Annotated in this window: 20 protein-coding genes and 1 tRNA gene; 5 read left to right on the top strand and 16 right to left on the bottom strand. The window is 40.7% G+C overall.

Going from position 1 to position 19,059, the window contains the following annotated elements; genetic code table 11:
* Position 1: 1 nt before the first annotated feature.
* Both H729_RS03480 and H729_RS03470 read right to left on the bottom strand, forming a co-directional pair.
* On the bottom strand, positions 2–736 hold the full coding sequence (locus H729_RS03480; protein WP_256365365.1) for a DUF6198 family protein: 735 nt from the start codon (positions 734–736) through the stop codon (positions 2–4).
* A 209-nt stretch (positions 737–945) separates the two neighbouring features.
* A complete protein-coding gene (locus H729_RS03470; protein WP_020448616.1) occupies positions 946–1,608 on the bottom strand; it encodes a hypothetical protein in 663 nt (220 codons plus the stop codon).
* Between the two features lie 226 nt (positions 1,609–1,834).
* Between H729_RS03470 and H729_RS03465 the strand changes: the two genes are divergently transcribed.
* Positions 1,835–2,188: a winged helix-turn-helix transcriptional regulator gene (locus H729_RS03465; protein WP_020448615.1), complete on the top strand. Its 354-nt coding sequence runs from the start codon at positions 1,835–1,837 to the stop codon at positions 2,186–2,188.
* Between the two features lie 168 nt (positions 2,189–2,356).
* Here H729_RS03465 and H729_RS03460 read toward each other — a convergent pair whose 3' ends face one another.
* Entirely contained in the window at positions 2,357–3,643 is a 1,287-nt protein-coding gene (locus tag H729_RS03460; protein ID WP_020448614.1) for an MFS transporter, read from the bottom strand.
* Between the two features lie 235 nt (positions 3,644–3,878).
* On the opposite strand from H729_RS03460, the gene H729_RS03455 reads away from it, so the two are divergent.
* Complete coding sequence (locus H729_RS03455; protein WP_020448613.1) at positions 3,879–4,460, top strand: helix-turn-helix domain-containing protein; 582 nt, start codon at positions 3,879–3,881, stop codon at positions 4,458–4,460.
* Positions 4,461–4,502: 42 nt separating this feature from the next.
* Here H729_RS03455 and H729_RS03450 read toward each other — a convergent pair whose 3' ends face one another.
* The 12 genes from H729_RS03450 to H729_RS03395 form a co-directional block, all read right to left on the bottom strand.
* Entirely contained in the window at positions 4,503–5,531 is a 1,029-nt protein-coding gene (locus H729_RS03450; protein WP_020448612.1) for an MtaA/CmuA family methyltransferase, read from the bottom strand.
* A 259-nt stretch (positions 5,532–5,790) separates the two neighbouring features.
* On the bottom strand, positions 5,791–6,771 hold the full coding sequence (locus H729_RS03445) for an alpha/beta hydrolase (RefSeq protein WP_020448611.1): 981 nt from the start codon (positions 6,769–6,771) through the stop codon (positions 5,791–5,793).
* A 75-nt stretch (positions 6,772–6,846) separates the two neighbouring features.
* A complete protein-coding gene (locus H729_RS03440; protein WP_020448610.1) occupies positions 6,847–7,191 on the bottom strand; it encodes a hypothetical protein in 345 nt (114 codons plus the stop codon).
* A gap of 213 nt (positions 7,192–7,404) precedes the next feature.
* The gene (locus H729_RS03435) at positions 7,405–8,004 is read right to left on the bottom strand and encodes a GNAT family N-acetyltransferase (protein ID WP_172618653.1); all 600 of its coding nucleotides are present in this window, start codon (positions 8,002–8,004) and stop codon (positions 7,405–7,407) included.
* A 171-nt stretch (positions 8,005–8,175) separates the two neighbouring features.
* Positions 8,176–8,269: transfer RNA gene (locus H729_RS03430), tRNA-Arg, on the bottom strand.
* A 44-nt stretch (positions 8,270–8,313) separates the two neighbouring features.
* Complete coding sequence (locus H729_RS03425) at positions 8,314–9,045, bottom strand: pyrroline-5-carboxylate reductase family protein (RefSeq protein ID WP_020448608.1); 732 nt, start codon at positions 9,043–9,045, stop codon at positions 8,314–8,316.
* A gap of 41 nt (positions 9,046–9,086) precedes the next feature.
* Complete coding sequence (locus tag H729_RS03420) at positions 9,087–9,284, bottom strand: 30S ribosomal protein S27ae (RefSeq protein ID WP_020448607.1); 198 nt, start codon at positions 9,282–9,284, stop codon at positions 9,087–9,089.
* 11 nt (positions 9,285–9,295) lie between these two features.
* On the bottom strand, positions 9,296–9,613 hold the full coding sequence (locus H729_RS03415; protein WP_020448606.1) for a 30S ribosomal protein S24e: 318 nt from the start codon (positions 9,611–9,613) through the stop codon (positions 9,296–9,298).
* Entirely contained in the window at positions 9,610–10,161 is a 552-nt protein-coding gene (locus tag H729_RS03410) for a GTP-dependent dephospho-CoA kinase family protein (protein ID WP_048133887.1), read from the bottom strand. The genes H729_RS03415 and H729_RS03410 overlap by 4 nt, the downstream gene beginning before the upstream one ends.
* Positions 10,133–10,318: a transcription elongation factor subunit Spt4 gene (gene spt4, locus H729_RS03405; protein ID WP_020448604.1), complete on the bottom strand. Its 186-nt coding sequence runs from the start codon at positions 10,316–10,318 to the stop codon at positions 10,133–10,135. The genes H729_RS03410 and spt4 overlap by 29 nt, the downstream gene beginning before the upstream one ends.
* Positions 10,315–10,887: a DNA-directed RNA polymerase gene (locus H729_RS03400; RefSeq protein ID WP_048133885.1), complete on the bottom strand. Its 573-nt coding sequence runs from the start codon at positions 10,885–10,887 to the stop codon at positions 10,315–10,317. The genes spt4 and H729_RS03400 overlap by 4 nt, the downstream gene beginning before the upstream one ends.
* A gap of 190 nt (positions 10,888–11,077) precedes the next feature.
* A complete protein-coding gene (locus H729_RS03395; RefSeq protein ID WP_020448602.1) occupies positions 11,078–13,264 on the bottom strand; it encodes a sodium-translocating pyrophosphatase in 2,187 nt (728 codons plus the stop codon).
* Positions 13,265–13,486: 222 nt separating this feature from the next.
* On the opposite strand from H729_RS03395, the gene H729_RS03390 reads away from it, so the two are divergent.
* The gene (locus H729_RS03390; protein WP_147554377.1) at positions 13,487–15,292 is read left to right on the top strand and encodes a cation:proton antiporter; all 1,806 of its coding nucleotides are present in this window, start codon (positions 13,487–13,489) and stop codon (positions 15,290–15,292) included.
* Here the strand turns inward: H729_RS03390 and H729_RS03385 are convergent, their stop codons facing one another.
* A complete protein-coding gene (locus tag H729_RS03385; RefSeq protein WP_020448600.1) occupies positions 15,293–16,735 on the bottom strand; it encodes a hypothetical protein in 1,443 nt (480 codons plus the stop codon).
* 739 nt (positions 16,736–17,474) lie between these two features.
* Here H729_RS03385 and H729_RS03375 point away from each other — a divergent pair.
* Complete coding sequence (locus H729_RS03375) at positions 17,475–18,059, top strand: nucleoside/nucleotide kinase family protein (protein ID WP_020448598.1); 585 nt, start codon at positions 17,475–17,477, stop codon at positions 18,057–18,059.
* 37 nt (positions 18,060–18,096) lie between these two features.
* Complete coding sequence (locus tag H729_RS03370) at positions 18,097–19,038, top strand: deoxyhypusine synthase (protein ID WP_020448597.1); 942 nt, start codon at positions 18,097–18,099, stop codon at positions 19,036–19,038.
* The last annotated feature ends 21 nt before the right edge of the window (positions 19,039–19,059 follow it).

Genomic DNA, 19,059 nt, shown 5'->3' with positions numbered 1-19,059 from the left:
TTTATTCATTATTTTTAACATTTAGAACGGTTGCAATCTGCTCCGGATTCACATGAGGATCTGTTGTAGCATCTAACGAACCATTCAAACTGCGCTTTGCAATTCCAGTAACAGGTCTGAAGTCAAAGACTTTGGATACAGCCTTAGATATGAGCGCTACCAGTGTTCCAGTGAAAACTGCACTTATAACCGTTCCAATACCAATATCTCTGATCGCACCTGCAAAGATTAGAGAAACTGCAATGGCAAATGTCAGACAGGAGACGTCAAATATTGTTTTTATCCGACCCAGCGGAAGATGACGTTCCAGAACGATATTTCTCACAAAGATATCACATGGCATAAGCGGCATCTGGCATTTCATGAAACACGTGATTCCAAATGATATGATGAGCATTGATGCTATCACATAGACTGGCACAAGCCAGGTGTCATCTGGCAGAGAGAAGATTATCGGCTTCACCACATCAAGGAGAATTCCAAAGACTACACCTACTCCTAAAGATACGATGTAACTTAGTTTAACCTTTTTCAATATGATTATTAGAAGCAAAAGCACTCCTATCTGAAAGATTATATTCCAGGTACCAAAAGATAGTGCTGGTGCAGAATAGTATAAAGAAAGCGCAACGGAAGAAATGACTGAAACTCCAAGCCCGCTTTTTAAAAGAAGACAGACAGCTATTGAAGCACAGACAAGTCCTACAATTAGCGCTAATTCGCAAGGAAATAATATTTTTTTCGTTAAGACTCGCCTCGTATGTTTTGATTATCCATTCAAGTATACCATTCGTAAGAGAGTAGATGTATTAAAGATTATTCTTGTTGGCGCCCTATGTCAAGGTGTATATGTGGGTTATAAAACGTTTAGATAGTATATAGCGCAGTTGGATTGCACCTCATAAGACATCCAGCACAACTAGATTCTAGTTATTGGTTTTTCACTCACTTAGAAGCTGCCCAAGTGTCCACATCTGCTACAGTTTTGCAGCTGCTGTCCCTGTTCTGTGCAAGATATACCTGGTACTCAACGATAGACTTTACAAAATCATCTGTAATGCCCATATCAATTATAGACTGAGCGATCATTGCACAGAGGTCAAACTGTTCAGCTCTTCTTAAGATATCTAATAAGATCACAGCTAGATTTTCATCATAACATTCCTGCAGTTGTGCTCGTATTGAAATTACTGCACCCAATCTAGCACCCATGGAACTATTCACATCCCCTAGATCGTCAAATACCCATGCTGCATGCAGAGACTCAATTGCTGATCTGTGAAGATTTCCCATCTTGTGCAGAAGATGAGCTGAAGCCAGGTATTTCCTTGCTGCTTCTGGCAAATCATTGTCATTAATTATGCTTTTATATTCTTCTGTTTCCAAAAGACTCTTATCATCTATAACTGCCTCGGAAATGTCACTGTTGCAGTACCCACAGAAAGAACATTGCTGAATTAAGTAAGGCAATGCAGATCTTAGATTCTCTGCAGGTCTGGTATCAAGATCCATAGGACCAAAAGGTACAGCGTCTATTACTTCCTGAACATCCTCATTTTCATTCCCGCATACTGCACATTTTTTAGGAATAAACGCTACCATCGACATTACTGTTCCATAAACAATACTGGTTAATGATCTTTCCCAAAAATCTAAGCAAGATAGTTACTGATAGAATTTATCAAATCTGACGAAGGGGCGATAATGCAAGTTCTTTGTATTTATTTCCAGACCAAACACACAACGTACACTGTTGGAAATTATAAGTATATATAGGGATGAAACACGTTATAATGCTCATACTACCTCATCAGATACCATTGGAGGAAGATTCATGAGCAAAGAACTGCCCAAAGAGCTGCCGCAATGCCCCGTAGAGATTACACTTTCCCTGATAAGCAATCGCTGGAAAGTCCTTATTTTAAGAGATTTAATGGATGGAGCTAAGCGTTTTGGAGAATTGAGGAAATCACTAGGCAACATAACTCAAAAAGTCCTGACTTCAAATTTAAGAGAGATGGAGGAAGACCACTTGATCATTCGCACAGTATATGCAGAAGTCCCTCCTAGAGTAGATTACCAGCTTACCGACCTTGGATATAGCCTCAAACCGATACTCGAATCGATGAAAAACTGGGGCAGCAGATACAGGGATTCTGCAGAAGAGGAAGTAGAAGGGTATGCTTAACTATGCATGATGAGTTTCATTTGAATGATTAAGTTCTAAAACTTGAGGATCAAATGATTTAGAGTAAATGTTTGCTTAAAGAATAAATGATAGATTTATAAAAAAATAAGATGTGGGAACTAATCCCACACCTCTTAAGCTAAGGGATTTGAGGAGATTGTATCTGGGTTAAGTTTTTTGTTTTTCCATGGAGAGGAATGCACAAATGGTGGCAACTACCATGCAAATGAACATTATCATCCATAGAGTCTGGAATTGTTCTGGTGTTTTATCAGCAACTATGTATCCAGAGATACTTTGAAGAATTGCTCCGCCAAGGAAGGGGAATAAGTTTAAGGCAGCTGTTGAAACTCCTACGATCGATACCGGATAGAGTTCTTTTACTTGAGCATAAGATACTACGAAGAATCCTCCAAAGAATCCGAAACAGAAGTTGATGATACCCTGAGCGACTAATGAATCCAGCTTTCCAGACATCAGCCAGATTACAGCCCAGATTATGGTGTAGACTAAGGTACCAAGGACCAATACTTTCTTTCTAGAGTGCAAAATTTTATCAGAGATAAATCCAGCCAAAGGACATCCTATGATCATACCCACACCGACAAGCGTCAGCAGGATACCCCAAGTTCCTTTGTCCCAGTCATATACATTCGTGTAATATGCACCTGCCTGAAGCCCCTGGTACACCATTATTGATCCGTACATGAAGAAGAACCATATTGCAAGAGTCCAGAATTTTCTTCCACTTCCAAATGTAAGTTTGAGGGATTGGACCATCGGAATCTTTTCAGATGTGGATTCTTCAATTGGTTTTCCAGTCTCTTCCGATTCAATTTCTTCAATGCTTGGAAATCCTTTGTCTTTTGGATGGTCTTTAACAATTACCCAGCACATCAGACCGATTATGAATGTAATAACTGCCAGGATAATGAATACATTCTGCCAGCCGAGTGCTTCAGTCATCAGAACCAATGGTGTTGCAGCTGCGATAGCTCCAACGTTACCTACCATCAACAAAATTCCGCTTAAAGAAGCAAATTCATCTTTTCTAAACCATAAGGCTAATACCCTCATGATTGGGATGTAAATGACTGCTACACCTACACCAATGATGACTCTGCCGGCTATCAGCATTTCATAGCTTGTCGAAAGACCGCATACGAGTGACCCGATTGCCGTTATAATAATGAATACAGTTGCTGATCTTTTTGGCCCCCACTTATCTGTGAAGATACCGCTTGGCAACTGCATAGCAGTGTACGCATAGAAGTACGCCGATGCCAAAAGACCTGTAGCCGCGGCACCAATACCGAATGCCTCCTCAATATCTGGAGCCATTGCAGTGGTTGATACCCTGTGGAAGTACACGAAAAAGTAAGCTACCGCTAAAACTATGAATATAGCCCACCGGTACTTCATCATTTTTGCTTTTAATTCAGGATTTACTGTCATCTAATTCCTCCATCGGGCAAAGACGTCAGAATCAAGCTGCAGGAGGGATATCAACAACTAGCTGCATAATCAAAATCGCGAACATGTTCGCAAAATAATAATACACCTAAATCGATATGGAATTGGTGAGATCATCCAGTACACTAGGTTATTAGTAGATCGAAAAATAAACGGGTGCATACCGGACGGCCACCCTTGTCACAACCTTCTGCCAATTGATATAAATGAAGAAAACTTGAAGGTAGAAATTACACAATGTTCTGCACTCAGCAAAGGTGCTGGCTATTCTATGATCCGCATCACAGATGTAGACGGAAAGCATACGGATGAACTAAAAGAAGGAATGACAAGCAGTTTATATGGAGAATGTGAAATACTAAAAATTTCCCCTAAACAGTACTTAGCAATGGTATCAAATAATAACTGCATGCTTGCCACAATACTCATAGAATCTGGATGTTTTCTTACATCTGCCATACCATTTACAGACGAGATAATCGAGTGGGGAGTGCTCAGTTTAAACAGTACCTATGTAGACAAAATGATAGAACGCATGAAACATGAAGGCTACAAAGTCAAAATGATCTCTACAAACAAGATGAATAAAGAGACCATACTTACTGAAAAACAAGAAGATGCGTTAGTGATGGCATACAAACTTGGGTACTATTCTGTTCCAAGAAAGATAAGTATTGACGAACTTGCCAGTAACCTTAATTGTTCTAAATCAACACTCAGTGTGATGCTGAGAGAAGCAGAGAGGAAGCTAGTGTTCAATTATCTCAGTCTAGGAATGAATACATTTAAAAATAAATAATTAAAAATTATAAAAGATAAGAGTGCGCGCTTAGCGCACAGTTTAAGCCCTGTAGTTTTTGGTAGCGTTGACCATCGCCCAGATATTTTCCTTTTTGATTAATGCAGACATTCCGCATCCTGCAGATATGATGTTAAATCCTGCATCTATGCTGGTCTGAGCAGATTTTATGACAGTTTCTGGTGTACCCTGAAGAAGGTCTCTGACCACACCAACATTCCCTACCAATGCAACTTTATCTCCTACTGCCTTGACAGCATCATATGGATTGGCTTTTTCTTCAATGCTGAGTGCATCAGCACCTGAAGCGGCCATATGTGACAATATCGGCACAGTATCTCCGCAGATGTGAAGAACTTTCATTGTTTCCTTGAGCGGCTTGTATACCCTCTGCAGATTAGGCAGAACGTATGTATCAAACATATCTTCTGAGATCATGTCGTATGATGCGGTTGGTTCGCTCATCTGAATGCTGTCGATTCCAAGTGTTTCAACAAATTCAAGCCACATTTTCACATAGTCGCCTGTAAACTCTGTATACTTCGATACAACATCTGGATCAGTTAATGTCCATAAGATCAGACTTTCTGTTCCTGCTAGGTGACCAGCTATTGTAAAAGGGCCTGTAACACCCAATAATGTCGGAAGATCCACTGTTCTTTCTTTTATGATTATTTCTGCTGCATCAGCCACAGCTTTATTTCTGGCAAGTTTCATCATCTCTTCTGGACCCATCAATTCAAAATTTGGATCCAATTCTCCTTTGAACGGGCTGTTTTTAACCATGGGCGTGCTGTTCTTTTTACCTAGGTCAATGGTGCATCCCAATGCTTCCGCTTCATATGTCAGACAGTAAGGAACTCTTACTGACTCTAATCCAAGGTAGTCATAAACTCCTAATGCGATCTTTGCCATTTTTCTGGCATCGGTGTGCGCATCTGGCCATGCAGCTCCTACGTGATCCATGAGCTCCACGGTTGCAGTGGTTGTCATGCCACAAACAGGCGGTCTGTCTACAGGCTCCCTATGCATGGCTTTAAAGAATCTCTCCCTTGGCGTCATATCATCCATAATATCACTCCCTCGCAGTTCTTCACCTGTCTTTGCCCAAAGATATAATGCATTTTTGATGATTAATCTGTTTACGAACGTGTTCGTAATACATGATTAATTTATCAACAGCAGAATAAAGTCATAATTAATCTTAAACAAATTTTTTATAAAAGAAAGGGCAGCCGTTTTCTGTACGAAAATGGTTGCCCTCAGTAGATCGGTTATTCAGTTGTTAGGGGACTGCGGTCTGTGCAAACAGCAGTAATTTGCTTCCTGATCACTCTATATTGGTTTGGACATCTTGATACAAATTATTGGTGGATAGTTCCCCGTCAATTGCAAACGCTTTCCCTGCTTCATTATCGCCTTGCAAATAATACATAAACCACGCTGTCATATAACCATCAAACTGTTTGTATGAATCCCCGTGGTCTGTATTTGTCTTTCTTGCAATGACTTTATCTATTGTTTCCGGCAGGAGATCATAGTTTTCCTGCAACGACCATAACGGACAAATGCCCTGCGCTATGCCGTTCTTATCGTCAGTTACCTGTTCTTTGCTTGTAGCATTGCCAGCGTCCCAATAACCTGTTCCTGCTGTTAAAAATACTGGTATTTTCACCTTTGAAATATCATATTCCCAGTGGTCACCCATAACCGCTGTATGATAAGACGATGTCGCGCTTGCAGCATACAAAGTTTTTATCATATAGCCATGCTCTTGATTGGTTACCATGTTAAACACTGCTGGTCCACCTTGAGAGTGTCCGCCAATTCCAATATTATCTAAATCTATTTTCTGATAAAAGACGCTACTCTTATTCTCATTTTCTTCAATTAGAAACTTAACGGTTTCTTCCAACGAAGCACCTGTCCTGGTGTTTTTATCATCATTTCCAACTGCAATAAATCCCCACGAGGATAAGTGTTTTAAGAATGACGTATAGGTAGACGAAGTGCTTCCTGTTCCGTTTGCAAATATCACAACAGGATACTTATTATCGTTGCTTTCCAGTTCACTTGGATACCAGATTGCATATTTCACAATTACATCATCGTTTGCGTCATATTCCTTGTAGGATACCTCGCTATCGCCTGAGCCAGTATATATCACTTCAATCTCACCAGTAGTTTCTGTATATTTGCTGTAATTGGTGTCTCTGTCCTTTGCAACAAGCACAAAAACGATGGTACAAACTATAAGCAATATAACAATTACTAGTGTGACCTTTAAAAACATTTTCGCGATTTTTTTCATTTGCTTTACAACCTTTCCGTAATGACAAGCACACACTTTTTCTTTGACATTACATTTCTTATGCCTTATACTATATCAAGTATATATGTCTGTATAATACAACAGTTCAAGAGCACCTGTCGTTAGATTAAGGCCGAAATACATAATATAACTTTGATGAAGAACAGCAATCTCCTCATTGCCGTCCCCGTCAAAGTCACCAACGGCATAATTCAAAATATTTTTTGATTGAAGAGTAGGTACCAGATTAACATCAGCTGCAGTATAGCCTGAAGGAGTGCCGCTTTCTTCATTATAAATAAAAGGATCATCAAAAGTATATTCATTCTGCGAATCATCCGTGGACAATATTATCTCCACAGTTGCAGAATTGTTTGAATCCGAAGTCAATATAGTAGTGCTGGACACTACAATCATCATCAAAACAATGAGCAGTGAGAATGATTTTTACCATTTGTCTCTAAAAAATGATGAATCTAGTCCTTTACCTGCTTTATATCTCAAAATCAAGGTTAAGTGGGGATGTTCAATACTTTTATTTTTTCAAGTGATGATTCTGCATTAGAATTGGCAATTGAAAAAAAGATAAAATAAGTACACTTCCTAGGATCTTGAAAGTGTACGATCCAATGTTTAAAACTCATAGCTGTAGATACACATACTCAGGGATGCATCAATTAAAGGTTGCAGATCCTTTGTTTTTTCACCAATCTTTATGAATCCATTTTCCTCATAGAATGTAGAATTGTATGTAGAATCAGTAAAAACATAGAGTGTGTGAGCTCCCTCAGAAACCAGATAGCTAATGAAAGTCTGCAGCAGATTTTTACCTATATCTAATCCACGAAAATCTGGGTCTACTGCAAAGAAAGCCAGTTCACCGTCAAATATCTGACGGCACTGCGCCAATAATTCTTCACTCAGTTCTTCAAAATCCTTGAATAATTCACAGACTTGCCGTCCAGATTTGGATAGTCTCAACTTAGCAGCATCGCCGACCCATGACAATGCTTCATTAAGCGAAGGTTTCTTTGCAGAACTATTGTTTCTGCCCATGATTGCTCCGACTACAGTACCCTCGCTGACTGCCACTTTAGCGTATGTGTTGTTTTGAAGACAATTTTTCAAATAGAGCTTGGCGAGGTAAGAAGTATCAGTCGGATTATTGAATAGTTTATCGAACCTCCATGTATCGATGATAAGCTTTTCTAATGCAGGATAATCTTCTTCCATTAATTCGCGATATAAAATTTCTGATTGATTTGCCATAATAACGTTTTTAGATAGCTCCAGGCTTTATATGAAGATATCTTGAAAATCATCAAAATATATTACACTGTCAAAAAAATGCAGATTTTCACTGTATAGATTATGCAATGGCTAATCAAATGAATAGATATAAAGCGGGCATGCCGGGATTCGAACCCGGGTCTGAGGCTTTCTCCAGGACAAGTTCCTGCCGGAGGCCTCGGTGATATCCAAGCTACACCACAAGCCCTTTGATTGCAGATATTGATTTGTTAGATAAACCTTCTCAAAATATCAATGCATGTGTTCATACATCTTCTTGACGGTTGAAGGGAGCTCATCGTCCATGACCTGAAGACCTTTTTCTGTTATTCCCCCTTTGGTAGCAACTTTTTCAATCAGGTCATTAAGTGAAAGTTTACCTTCATCCAGTAATAAAGCTGTAGCAATAAGTGTCTCTTTTGCCATTTTTAAAGATTCTTCGGATGAAAAATTTGAAGACTCTGCAAGCATTTCTGCGAATCTGGCAAAAAATGCAGGGGCACAACCAGTTATATTCTCTGCATCAGGAAATTTATCTTCCGGCAGGATCTCTACACTACATACTTTAGAAAACAGTTCCTCAATTATTTTAGATGTAGAGCAGATCTGATTGTGGCACAGAAGTACAATTCCTCTGCCGACCTCTGCAGTCAAAGGAGGCATGGCTTTGGTTACAGGACCAGAGTATATTGATGAGAGATCATTTAATGAGATTCCTCCATTGATTGAAACTAAATGACCCTTGAACGAAGTTAATTGTTTCAAAACATCCAGTGCATCACTGCTTCTTACACAAAGAAAAAGGATATCTGCAGACTGCACTTCATTCATGCTGCCTACTGAGACGCTGTACTCATCCAAAAGAGATTTGAGTTTTTCAGGAGATCGTGTGGAGATTACAATTTCATCAGCCGGGATCCCATGAGAAAGAAATGCCCGTACAAGAGCTCCTCCCATGTTCCCATAGCCGATGAAACCGATCATTCAACCACTAAAATAGAAAAGATAGGTGGAAAAACCACGCATCAGTTTTTGTTTTTGAATTCTGTATATCCACATTTACCGCAGGACACACGATCTTTGTGTTCAGCAAGGAATACACCTGGTCCGCATTTGGGACAGTTACGTTTTACACGTTCCAATTTGTCTCCGTTGACAGAGTAATAGTTTTTCTTTGCTGAAGCTTCTTTTTTAGGTGCTGCGGATTTTTTCTTATCGGCCATTTATATCACACTCACTTTTTCCTCTTCTTTGATGCTCTGACTTTCTTCTCAGCAAGGCCGTTTCTTACGAGAAGATAGTTTCTCTCGTGAGTTTTTGCGATGTCTGCTGAATCGTAGATTTTGGCGTAGCCATCTGTAGAGCACTTTCCATACTCAGAATTCATGCGAGTAACAATTATGTTGTCTTTTGGTGCTGAAAAGTTACTGGCTAATGCCTCCTTGATAGCATCGCGGTTAGGTGTTGATTCTCCAACATGTATCGCCTTGAATTTTACTTCAACACGATGCATGAGCTTATTTTCAGTTTTATCGATTATCTCTAACTTCAATTTAATTCCTCCATGGAATATAGTAAAGATTTTGCTCGGTCTGAAGAGGCTGCATCTACCTTCAGTAATGCCATACCAACACCTGGTACACCATACATCAGGCATGAGCCCGTAGGAGCCGCAGCTGCACAGACCAATGCAGCAAGGTCTTCTTCACCATCGACTCTGATTTTTGTAGGGGCATCTCTGCCAAGAGCTGAACTGATTTCAGTTACAAGCTCTGGAGTTATGTACCCTGCAGGGTTTTTAACAACTACTTCCTCGCCGCACAATAGACTGAGCTTAGAGGAGAGGGGAGAGAAGGGTCTCCGCTCAGTCTTGAGGTCGTAGATGATCAAATCTGGTTTGAAACCGTTGTCTAACAGAGTATATGATACAAAATCACCGACAGACAACAACTTCACACAACCTTCTAATTGAATCTTCAAATCTTCTAATTTTACCAATTCGCCAAAACCTGTACTTAGTTCGTTTCTCATATATTCTGGAAGAGCCCATCCCTTAGCAGGGCACTGTAACTCAGCGCACCTTGAGGGCGAACTTTCCATTGACATTTATTCCCATCCGTTCTGCGATCATTGAATTGGTGTGGTCTAGAATTACCACATATCCCTGCCATTCCTTGGAAGTGGCATTGCCACACAAAGGGCAGTTATCTTCTTCAGTCATATAACTGCAGTGTTTACATGCACGCTGAACCTTCATTCTTCATCACCTGTTGCATCTGGAGTGTTATGGTCTTCTTCCAACCATTCGATCTTTCCGAGTCCAGGCTGCCTCATTGTGAGACCGATTTTTGATTCGCGCGGATTCCTTTCATTTATGCTGAGTGCTACGATTCTTGCACGCACACTGTCTCCGACTTTAAGATCACGTTTGGTATCCTTACCGATGAGTCTACCATTGTCTTGATCTATGTCGATACGATCGTCCATTATCTGACTGACATGCAGTAAGCCGTCTAGAGGGCCAAATCTTACAAATGCACCGAACTTTAAAACTTCTACAACTGTACCTTCGATAACCTCTTGAAGAAGTGGACGAAACATAAGAGCATCATATTTGACATTCTGGTAAACTGCTCCATCTCCGTGGACTATACGTCCTGGACCCACTTGCTCCACGTTGGTAATCAGTATGGTGTACGAGTTACCACTTTCCATACTTCCCTCAAATGTTGCGCGGGTACTCCGATTAACGACCTCGTCGAGGTCTTCTCCCAACATTTCTGGGGGAATCCGTACTACCTTTTCCTTCGTAGTCAGCAAATACATAGCATATCCTCTGAACGATATGGTCGTCATGAATCAACTGTTATTTAAAGACATCTGATTTTAAAAACTTCCATGGCTCAGCTGATAGCTGATGGATGACATAAGAAGTATAAAAATAGATTTTAAGATGGTAAAGCAAGCAGCAAAAACTGAAGATATATAAAAAAAAGGAAGGGGTTTTGAGTCGCGCTTATAACGGGAATGTTCCAGTTACAAACACTACTGCAAAGACCAGCGAGATCGTAGACAGCAGCTTGACTAACACGTGAAGTGATGGTCCGGCTGTATCTTTGAATGGATCTCCTACTGTATCTCCAACGACTGCTGCGGCATGAGCTGGTGAGCCTTTTCCACCATGATGTCCATCTTCGATGAACTTCTTGGCGTTGTCCCAAGCTCCTCCTCCGTTGTTTAAGAGGATAGCCATCAGGATACCGGCAATTGTTGCAACCATCAAGAATGCACCGACTGCCTGAACTGCGATTACTCCACCGTTGTCTGTACCGTAATCATAAGCGTAGAACATTAACAGTCCTAGGATGATTGGTGTCAGTACTGGCAGGATACCAGGCAGAACCATTGTCTTGAGAGCAGCTTTTGTAGAGATATCCACACAGCTTGCGTAATCAGGCTTGGAAGTTCCTTCCATGATACCGGGGTCTTCTTTGAATTGTCTGCGGACCTCGGTAATCATACCCCCTGCAGCTTTTCCTACAGCACGAATAGCTAGTGATGCAAATATGAACACTAACATGGCACCGAGCAGAGCAGCTACAAAGATCTGAGGTTGAGCGATATCTACATGGAATACTTCTTCGAGTGAAGTGTTGAGTCCCATGTCATTTCTGGCAATTACTACTTGTTCGAAGAATGCTGAGAACAAGAGGAATGCAGCCAACGCAGCAGAACCCATTGCATATCCCTTTGTGAGGGCTTTTGTGGTGTTTCCTACTGAGTCGAGTTTATCGGTTCTGTTACGAATTTCTTCAGGCTGATTGGACATTTCTACAATACCACCTGCATTGTCGGTGATAGGTCCGAAAGTATCCATAGCCAAAACAAATGTTGCTGTCACTAGCATACCAATGGTAGCAGCTGCAGTTCCATACAGACCAAATATGAATGACTGATCTGGGTGGCCGAGAAGGGTAGCGGCATCCTGTCCTAATGCATAAGATGCAAGGAGAGAAAGGGCAATCGCAATAATCGGCAGGACGGTTGTTTCTAAACCGATTGAGAAACCAGTAATGATATTTGTAGCCGGTCCGGTTTCAGAAGCATCAGCAATCTCACGGACTGGACGGTAACTTCCAGCTGTGTAATATTGAGTAATATATACGATTGCTATGGAAAGCAGGATACCAATAATGGCGCATACGAAGTACTGCCATGCTCCCAGCATGTAATCGGTAATGAAATACAAACCTACTGCAGAGATTATAGCGGTAATGAAATAACCGCGGTTCAGAGCTTTCATGGGCTCTTCGTTTTCGTTTCTCAGCTTGACTGTAGCGATACCAACTAGAGAAGCCAGCATACCAAATGCACATACGACCAATGGGAAGAATACCCACAGAGGGTCATTTGTGTAAAGATAAATGGCTGAACCCATAATCATTGCACCAATATTTTCAGCAGCCGTGCTTTCGAATAGATCAGCACCACGACCAGCACAATCTCCGACATTGTCTCCTACAAGATCAGCAATTACTGCAGGGTTACGTGGATCATCTTCAGGAATACCAGCTTCGACTTTTCCTACAAGGTCGGCACCGACATCTGCGGCTTTGGTGTAAATACCTCCACCAAGCTGAGCAAACAATGCAGCAAATGAAGCACCGAAAGCATAACCAGCGACTAAGTTAAGTGTGTTGGAAAACCAAAGAGAATTGGATTCAAAGTCAGTGTCGTTGTTAAGTACAAACAGATACAGGAAGAAAATACCTGTAACACCAAGTAAACTTAGAACAACTACAGCAAGACCAGAGACGGCTCCAGCACGGAAAGACGTCAAAAGTGATTCGTTCAATGATCTTCTAGCAGCGCTAGCGGTCCTGATGTTGGAGCTTACAGATACTCTCATTCCTATATAACCAGACAAGGATGAGAAAAATGCTCCAATCAGGAATGCGATGCTGATTCTCCAGTCCAATGCGACTAGAAGCACCGCTACGATAACGCTGATTATGGCGATTGTCTTGTACTGACGGGCCAGATAGGCCATGGCGCCCTCGCGTATGGCATCTCCAATTACTTTCATTTCTGGAGTGCCTGTATCCTTACGCATAACCCATTTGGTAAGGACACCCGCGACGATGAGGCCGATTATACCCGCAATTGGTACAAGATATACCAATGTGTCAATATCAACATTCATAATCAGAACCTTCTTCAGGGGTTTGAGGTCGTATTATAGTTTTTATATATATTGGTTGCTGACAGTAATTTTAGGACATTCAGCAGCAATTTTCTCTAAAATGATACAATCAATGATTAAACAACGAATATCGTAACCAGAATGATTTGGCATTAACATCAATACTAAATTAATATATAAATAATCCAATTAATATACATATTTATATACTATAAAAGCGTAGTGAATGTCTGGATCGCGAGATCTGATGGTATCAGGACCAGGGTGAATATGGAAGAGGCCGTTCTGCTTGTAAATCTAACATACTTACTTTTGATAGCTGGTGTCTGCTCAATAATCTTCTCTAAGCTGAAGATGCCTGCAATCATTGGGTATTTAGCAGCAGGTATAATCCTGGCGAACTACTGGGGTGGAGCTTCAGAATCAACTGAGATCCTCGTTTCAATACTTTCCGATATGGGCCTCGTTCTCCTGATGTTTTTCATCGGGCTTGAATTGAATCTACAAAAACTTAAGAAAAGCGGAATGTTTGTCGTAATGGTTGCTGTAATTCAGCTTCCACTGATGCTTATTGCAGGTTACACTGTCGGAATACTAATGGGCTGGGACATGGTGCAATCTGTATTTCTGGGTGCTGTGATCTCAGGATCCAGTACAGCAGTGATAACTGCCGTACTCAAAGAACAGGAATATATGGACAAAGACGCGGCTGAGACAATCATTTTGATTACAGTCATGGAAGATATCGGCCAGGTTTTGATATTGACTATGGCTGCTCCGCTTCTGGTGGGAGACACCCCTGCGGTAGGGTCCATCATCGGAATGGTCGTTGCCATTGTAGTGTTCATTGCCGCAAGCATAGGAATTGGTCTAATATTCATACCAAAGATATTAGACTGGATAGGAAAAAAGATCTCTTCAGAGGTCCTGCTTATAGTCAGCATAGGCCTGTGTTTTGCAATGGCTCTGCTGTCTACAAAAATAGGACTGTCCATGGCAATCGGTGCATTCATCATGGGCGTCATCGTGTCCCAGTGCAAATTCTCTCATGACATTATGGCAAAAACAGAGCCGATGAAAGAATTGTTCATGGCAATATTCTTCATATCAATCGGACTGGAAATAGTTCCGTCTGAGCTTTTGGATAATATTCCGCTGATACTGATAATCTTCGGAGTGTTTGTAATTGCGAAGATATTAACCGTCCTGCTGGGATATCTTTTAGGAAATAAGACTCTGAGAATCAGCTTCATGTCGGCTGTGAGCCTTGCAGCAATGGGTGAGTTTTCATTTATCATCGCTAAGACTGCACTTGATGCAGGCGTAGTCGGTCAAAACTTCTATTCAGCAGTCATAGGAGCTGCATTAGTATCAATGGTAGTGCTGCCACTGCTTTCTAAAAGTTCATCCAAGATATATGACAAAGTAGCGGCAAAAACACCAGAATCCGTGCACAATGCAGTAATGAAAATGTCCAGTGCCAGGAGTGATGCTTACGATCGAGCAAAGTCGTCTAAACGGTCTGCCATGCTTGTCCGATCCAAGCTGATAATGGTATATATCGATCTCATTGTGATTGCAGTAATCGAAATTGCATTCTACTTCGTTTCACCATACATCTATGAAAATTTAGATCCGATGCTTCCTGGAACGATACATATAGCAAATTCAATTCTAATGGTGATTAACTTCCTGGTACTTCTTCCACCGATAATAAATCTAGTTCACAACTTGAAACTTATAGATGGAGTCATGGTTGAAGGCGGCAACAAACGGCGTCACCGGACTGAGAATCAAGATTCCAACATGTATGAAAAATTTATGAAACTGAGCAGCATTCTGCTAATACTTACAATAGACTTCCTTGTGCTGCTGATAGTACCAAATCCACTGGTACTTTGGGAACAGATTGCTGTGATACTGATATGCCTATCTGTTTTCGTAGCCCTGCTGTTCAGAGGGATTCCAAGAGGAAAATATGCTGCAGCCAATGAAAGGATCTCAAATAAATTCAAGAAAAAGAAGTGATTATTTGAGACCCAGCTCTTTTTCAGTTACATCAATGATGATCTTCTGAGACTGCAGCCTTGCACTCTGTTTGTCATTGGAATCCACAATGTACCATGGAGCATAAGGCTGAGAGGTTCTCGCAATCATTTCATCGATTGCCGCCGTGTATTCATCCCATTTTTCTCTTGCCCGCCAGTCATCATTGGATATTTTCCAGTTCTTTAATGGGTTGTCCACCCGTTCAATAAATCTCTGCAGCTGCTCCTCTTTTGTAATTTCCAGCCACATCTTGATCAGGATGGCATTGTCATCAACCATTGCTTTTTCAAATTCATTTATCTCACGGTAAGCTCTACGCCAATCCTGTTCAGGAGTAATGTTATCCACTCTCTCTACGAGAACTCTTCCATACCAAGAACGGTCAAAAATAGAAATGTGTCCTTTTTCAGGCAGACCAAGATAAAATCTCCAGAGATAGTGGTGAGAGATTTCCACATCATTGGGGGCACCTGTGGGAACAACCTGGTATGTTCTGGGATTCAGAGACTGAGTTATCCTAAGGATGTTTCCTCCTTTCCCAGCAGCATCTCTTCCTTCAAACACTAGTACCAATGGTCTTCTCTGACGATACAGCTCCATCTGAACTTTTTTCAGCTTTTGCTGATACTTTTCCAACTTCGTGTGGTATGTATCAGAGTTTAACTTCGGATATGCTGGCGTGCTCTGAATTGTAGGATATTCTAACTTGCAGTATCCGCCGTCTGATGCCGTACCGTTTGTTTCCAATGCTGACTCCATCCGGCTGGCTACAGTCTTGAGGACCTTCAAGATTGCAAACTCTTCATCTGCAGATTCAACAATCGTCCACGGAGCCAGCGGGGTCTCTGTAGCAGTGATCATTTTATCGATAATCGGTATGTACTGCTTCTGTCTCTTTATCAGTTCCAGATCATCTTTTACAAGGCCACAGACTTCCTCATCGGTAGGAGTTCTATCTTCATCCTGAACATGCAGAAATAGTTTGATTATCATTACTCCGCTGTCAGCAAGCTGCCGTTCAAACGTATTTATCTCTTTTACATCTTTCACAATGACGGTATCCATACCTGCATCCATTGACCTAGCCGCTGATGAAGAGTACCAAGAACGGTCAAAGATTGTTATCCTGCCTTTTGCAGGTGTTTTTACCCAAAACCTCCAAAGAAAAGAATGCTTAGACTCTTCTGGACTTGAAGGTCCAATATTATAATAGTCAAATCCTCGCGGATCCAAAGGAACAAGAAGCTGATTGATTACTTTAGACATCAGAGCTGGTTCCCAACCCTCAAAAAGGATGATCACGGGAATCTGAGCCCGCCTAAGCTTGCGCTGCAGCTCACCAAGCTGTGTTCTGAGATCTGGGAGCTGTTTCGTGAATTCTCCTTTTTTAAGCTTTTTATTTAAATCTAGGTTCTGCAGCATTGTATATGATGATTGCACTCTTCATTAATATCTTTGACTGAAGAATGAATATTGTCAAGAATTAGTAAACAGACACGTGACACGCAATGTTAGAAATAAGGTCCCCATAGCAGGAGATGTGATTCAAAAGTATTACGAATTATGCATTACTTGAGGCAACAACGGGTTATTAAACACTCTAAAAATCAATTGTAAGATTATCTATAGAGAGAATTGTCAAAATAAATTCCGACTAATTCCCACAATGCATCATGATTGATTCGGTCTAATTTGGAGATTTACGGATGCATTTTTGATTCAATGTATAAAATATAATAAAATCAATAGTTTAACGTTAAATTTGAGATACATTTAAATATCTAAACTGGAAAATCATTAAATATGAGTTTTTTCAAGAATTGCTTTCTTAAAGGTTGCTTATAATGTGCGCGCGCGTGCGCGTACGCATAGTCCCTGCCCGACTTTTTAAGTCAAGTTTGCCCCCTTTTCGATCTTCGAGATTTTTCGAAAATTTCGAAAATTTTGATGGGAATTTTCTAAATTTTAAAAGGTATTTTGCCCTATAATCTGCTTCAAAAAATGCCTCGAACATTACCAATACATTCTATGTTCTGATAAAAAACGGATGTGCTATTCTAAAAATAGTTCTCTGAAATTTAAAAAATATGTTGTTGAGGCAACTGCAGAATATAACTGTTAATTATCAAGAGCGTATTACCGTTCTTGTTTAAGGATTTGAATGAAGTGGATAGTCATAGAAGGCACAGACGGTTCCGGAAAGAATACAATTGCCGAATGGATTAGAGATCAATATACATCAAAAGGTAGCACCGTAGCGATGTTTATTCACCCTTCAGAAAGACTTATGGGAAAATGTATGAAATCCTGTCTGCAGGGAAAGGGGGTAAAATATCACCTCTCAGTATTTTTCTTTATATTGGATCTCCTGACATCTCTGTCAAAAATGAAAAGATGCAAAGCAGATGTCATTATTTTCATCAGATATTTCATGAGCGCGGCATACCTGCCACCAAAATTAGTAAAACCCTGCTATAGATTCTTAACAAAGCTGTTTCCAATACCAGATAAGCTGCTGTTTATAGACGTTGACCCAAAAACTGCAATGGACAGGATCCATAAAAGGAATGAAGAGTGGGAAATGTTTGAAACAGAAGAAAGCATTTCGGATATAAGGAAAAAAATGATGTCCATTTCAGAAGGCTGGGACATTGTTGACAACGGTTTAGACATGGAAACCACATATAAACAGCTGGAAAAGCTGATGGACATGTGGGAATTTCAAAGAATTCTAGTGAAGCGATAGGTAACTTTTTAGCAACCCTAGTGCTTGATGGTTTCTGATGAATACAAAAAAGCCTGTAGTTGATATTAAAATCGGCGGGGCAATGACTGTTAACGACCTCATAAGCCAAATGAGCAATTGCGGAGGATTTACAGCAAAGAAACTGTCTGATGCTGTAGATATCACTGAAAGAATGCTTAAAAAGAAAGACTGCACAGTTTTCCTTTCATTCCCTGCCTGCATAATGGCCACCGGAACAAGAGGAGTCATAATTGAGCTGGTAAAGCGCGGTCTTGTTGATGTAATCATTACCACCTGTGGAACACTGGATCACGACTTAGCAAGAACATGGAAAAAATACTATCACGGCGAATTTATCATGGATGATGCTAAACTGTATGATGAGGGAATCAACAGACTGGGAAATGTCTTGGTTCCTAACTCAAGCTACGGGCTCATCCTTGAAAAGAAAATGCAGCCTATGCTGAAGAAGATCCTCAAAGACCGCGATTCTATCTCCACAAGAGAACTGATAGATCAAGTAGGTGCAATGGTCAACGATGAAAGTTCGCTTCTGTACTGGTGTCATAAAAACAATGTACCGATATTCGTACCTGGAATTACTGATGGATCATTCGGAAGCCAAGTTTGGATGTATTGGCAGGAACACCGCAATCTTCACATGGATCTATTCCAGGATGAACAGGATCTTATGGACATGGTATTTGATGCTAAAGAATCTGGAGCCATCATGATAGGTGGAGGAATTTCAAAGCATCATACGATCTGGTGGAATCAATTCAGAGGAGGACTGGATCATGCCGTGTATCTTACCACAGCTGAGGAATATGATGGTTCACTTTCAGGAGCTAGGGTAAGAGAAGCAGTTTCATGGGGAAAAGTCAAAGCCGCAGCAGACTACATGACAGTGGAGGGCGATGCTACCATTACTCTTCCAATCATAGTATCCGCTGTTCTGGAAAGGATGGATTCTGAGTAATCCCTTCTTTCTAAACCTTTT

Source organism: Candidatus Methanomassiliicoccus intestinalis Issoire-Mx1 (genome assembly GCF_000404225.1).
Classification (GTDB): domain Archaea; phylum Thermoplasmatota; class Thermoplasmata; order Methanomassiliicoccales; family Methanomassiliicoccaceae; genus Methanomassiliicoccus_A; species Methanomassiliicoccus_A intestinalis.
This window is presented reverse-complemented; position numbering and strand designations above follow the sequence as displayed.